Genomic DNA, 4,132 nt, shown 5'->3' with positions numbered 1-4,132 from the left:
AAGCCGGCCTGCGCAAGCACCCGCCGCACCACGCCGTTATGGATGTGCAGCTGACGCGCGATCGTGCCGATGGTCCATTTTTCGGCATGGTAGAAGCGCAGGATCTGCGCCTCGATGTCAGGCGGTGTCACCATGGTCCTATCCTGTCGAATCGTGTCGCACAACGCCTCGACGACGAACCCGGCGACGCAGAAATCCCCAGCGGACGAGATCCAAACATCGCCGGCCGCACCAGTGACAATGCGAGGCCGGCGGCGACGATCGGTCAGTCGCGGCTTTTGCGTCGCCCGCGATCGCCTGCGAGCCGGGCACCACAAGATCATCCGCCGCGAGCAGGGGTGAACCCTGATGCGTCACTTTCTTGCCGCGCGCCCGGTAGCGACGCGCCCGCACAGCGTGGGCGAGCCGTCCCCGACGGCTGATTTGGTAGCGCCGTCCGGCCGCACGCTGGGCGTGGTGGCGCGCGCGATCAGCGCAATCGTCGGCGCAATAGATCTGACCGCGATCGCAGCAGCTGCAGATCAGCGCCTGGCTGCGACATCCCACGCATACAAATAGCCGGGCCGGCGCGCCATCACCGCGGTCGGATCGGCAAACATCCCGTGGACGAACGCCACGTTGGCCGCGATACTCGCCTCGCATGCGTGCCCGGCACCATGTAGGGCACGGCGTCGAGTGTAACCGCCAAGTTTAACGTCGACGCCGTGCCTGCTTCTCGATTGGAGCAAGCCTTTACCCGCTGTCCGACGAACCGTCAGCCGGCGCCCATCGCAACGGCCGTCATCCCCCAACACGCCCCCGCCATCCGTCAGTCGCTGCCGGCGACCGCCGCCGATCCCACGTCGCCGAATTCGGGCGGGTTTAGGCAGCCATCGACAACAGCCACAACCCGGCCTGATTCATCGTTATGGGCAACCGGAGGTGACGGAACATCAGCGTCTTGCCAGTGCGGGCCGCCGTGCCGCGCAGCGGAGCCGGTTCGATCAGCTCAAGGTGCTGCAGGCCGCTGGTAAGGGCTCGAGCGAGATCGTTCGGGAGACTGGGCTTAACTGGCGCACGGTCACGAAATGGACCCGGCTGGATATCCTGCCCGAACGCGGGATCATGGCACCAAAGCCGACGACGCCGAATCAGTTTCGGAAATACCTGGCCCGACGGTGGGCGGAGGGGTGCACGTTCGGGCGGCAGTTGCTCGCCGAGATCAGACCGCTCGGCTACACTGGAAGCCTGACTCACTTGCAACGGCTGCTCAGAACATGGCGTCAGGCTCACTTCGCGGCGCTGGCGGGGGCCCCGTTGCCGCCGGTATCTGTGTTGCCGCAGACCATCTCCTGCGTGGTCGCGGCCGCGTTGTGTATCAAACCGCGGGGGCTGCTGACGGCACCACAGGCGGAGAAAGTCGATCTGCTGAAGTGCAGCTCTCCCGACTTCGCGACGACGCGCCAACTCGTCATGCGGTTCCGCGGCATTTTGCGCGGACGAGACACGGACAAGTTAAGCACGTGGCTGGATGACGCACGGGCCTCGGGCATCCACTGCCTGCGCCAGTTCGCCCTCAAGGCGCGGCAGGATCTCGCCGCAGTCCGGAACGCCGTCACTGAGCGATGGAGTAATGGACAGACCGAGGGACAGATCAATCGGCTGAAAACTCTGAAGCGCGCCATGTACGGCCGCGCAGGCATCGATTTGCTTCGGGCCCGAATGGTTCCCCTACGCACCTCTCACGTCCACACCAATTGAGGAAGACCCGATCAAATCCGGTTTGACGCAGCGCGCCATCGAGGCCCGGACCACGATGAAGCAAGCGTACACTTCCCAAATCGAGGGCTGCAAGTAAAACCTGACGCTCGGAACTATGATCACCCTCGCTCGTGCGATCGACGAAAATCTTCTCGCCCTGCTCCAACAACCGGCTTCGACCACCAAATCGAAATAGTCCTCGCCGTGCCAGTTGAGCACAGAGCGCCGCGGCGGCAGCCCAAACCGGCTGGGTAGGTTAACGGCGTCACGCCGCAAATCTCAACGCCGCCTCGAAAGGGGCGGCTCTTTTGCCGACGGCGACAAATCAGACCGGATGACTCTCATCCGCCATCGCGGCCAGCTTCGCTTCCAGGTGGGCGATCAGGCCGACGATGGTCTGCCTTGGGACGGGATCCCGCATCATCGTCATGCACTCCCCGAAACGAGAGTGGCGGACCTGTTCCCCAGCCGGACCGTGGCGATGTCGATCACGTTGATGTGATGAGAATTTGGGCTGTCTGATCACCGATCGAGCCCGATGGTAAAATGGTGCGGCAGAGCGTAACGTCCATGGACGACGCGGACATGACGCCCGGGTGAATTGATAACCCGATACCGCGGTTGTGGGGGGTAGATGTCAACAATCATCACGACGATCAACCACGGTATCACCCTCGGGCAGCCAGGCTATTACTCACCCCTGACGATAACCAGCACTGGCTACGTCAACTATGGCGGCCCCCCAGCCGCTGTCTACTCCCGCGACAACGCGACGGTCGTGAACTATGGTGTCATCAGAAGTGAAGGGGTAGGAAACTACGCTGGCGTCGAGTTCCTGTCCTCCACGAGCAGTCTCGACAACCACGGCACGATCGTATCGAACTGGTATGCCGTCTATATTTATGGCGGCGTCCTTACGAACGAGGGTACAATCTCGTCCGGGAGTCGTTTCGGTGTTTTCTCACGGGGCGCGCTCAGCATAGTCAATACAGGTTCCATCAGCGGGGCCGTCGGTATCAAAGCTTTGAGCGGCGTTACGCTGTCCAACACCGCTGGCACAATCAGCGGTTCAGTGGGCGTGGAGGTTTCGGGCGGCACCGGCTCGGTCGTCAACTCGGGCGTGATCGCCGGCGGGTACGGCAATGGCGTCAATCTCGGCGCGGGCGGCAGCGTCACCAATACCGCGGGCGGTTACATATCCTCCCATGGGAACTACACGGGTGTCACCATCAGTGGGGGGGCCGGCGTGGTCGATAACGCCGGCACGATCAGCGGCTACCAAGGCATAAACTTCTATGCGAGCGGCACCGCCAGTCAAACGGTGATCGACAGCGGCACGATCGTCGGGTCCGGCGGTGTGGCCGTGGCATTCGGGGCCGGCAACGACCTGATGCAGCTTCAGCCGGGTAACCTGCAGATCCAGGGCACCGTGGACGGCGGTGGCGGCGCGAACACGCTGGAGTTCGCCGCGGGCGTCGGCACGCTGACCGGCGTAGGGGCGGATTTTGTCAATTTCGGCCAGGCCACCGTCGACTCCGGCGCCCAGTGGAGCATCGACGGCAACGTCACGCTGGGTGCCGGTATCGACCTCACGATTTCGGGCATCTTGAGCGTCGCCGGCACGCTGGAGAATGCCGGTTTGATCGCGCCAGTCAGTTACCGGGGCCTGCAGATCGCCGCCGGTGGCTATCTGCTCAACGATGCGTCCGGGACCATCGTCAACAACACGGCCACCGAAAAATTCAATCCCACCGTGTTCGGAGTGAACGCGAGTGGCATCACCGTCGTCAATCTCGGGGCGATCGAGGATCCGGCGGGCGACGCGTCGATATACCTGAGCGGGGGCGGTACGGTCGTTAACGGTTCGGCCATCGATACATCCGCGCTGATCAGCGGCCCCCAGGGGATCTACGCCTATTACGCGCCTGCGACCGTCACCAATTTTGGTTCCATCGTCAGCCGCGTTGGTCTCGGGGTCGCATTTATACGGAGCGGGGCCGTCACCAACGGCGCCGCCGGTTCCACTGCTGCCGTGATTTACGGTAACGAATACGGCGTCTTCATGGTGTACGGCGCCGGCACGGTCACCAATTTCGGTACGATCTCGTCCGATTATTACGCGATCTTAATGCGCAGCGGCGACGGCACTGTCGTCGATTCGGGTGTGATCACCGGCGGCAGGAGGGCCATCTCATTCGGCGGCAGCGACAATCTGCTGGTGCTGGAAGATGGTTTCACCATCACCGGCGCCATCACGGCGTCCGGGATCGGCAACGTGGTGGAATTGCAAGGCAGCGCCGGCGCGCCGGTTGCGGCGACCTACAACACGCTTGGCCTGTCCGGCTTCCAGACCGCTTCATTCGCCCCTGGCAACGGCAACTATGCGACGTGG

At 63.1% G+C, this 4,132-nt stretch carries 2 protein-coding genes; both read left to right on the top strand.

Going from position 1 to position 4,132, the window contains the following annotated elements; translation table 11 throughout:
* Positions 1–921: 921 nt before the first annotated feature.
* Positions 922–1,740, top strand: coding sequence for a transposase (locus GSQ89_RS02135; protein WP_158921549.1), 819 nt, complete (start codon positions 922–924; stop codon positions 1,738–1,740).
* A gap of 634 nt (positions 1,741–2,374) precedes the next feature.
* The coding region (locus tag GSQ89_RS02130; protein WP_216855971.1) for a DUF4954 family protein at positions 2,375–4,132 on the top strand (1,758 nt) is incomplete at its 3' end.

The sequence above is a fragment of the Acidisphaera sp. S103 genome (assembly GCF_009765975.1).
Taxonomy (GTDB): domain Bacteria; phylum Pseudomonadota; class Alphaproteobacteria; order Acetobacterales; family Acetobacteraceae; genus Rhodopila.
This window is presented reverse-complemented; position numbering and strand designations above follow the sequence as displayed.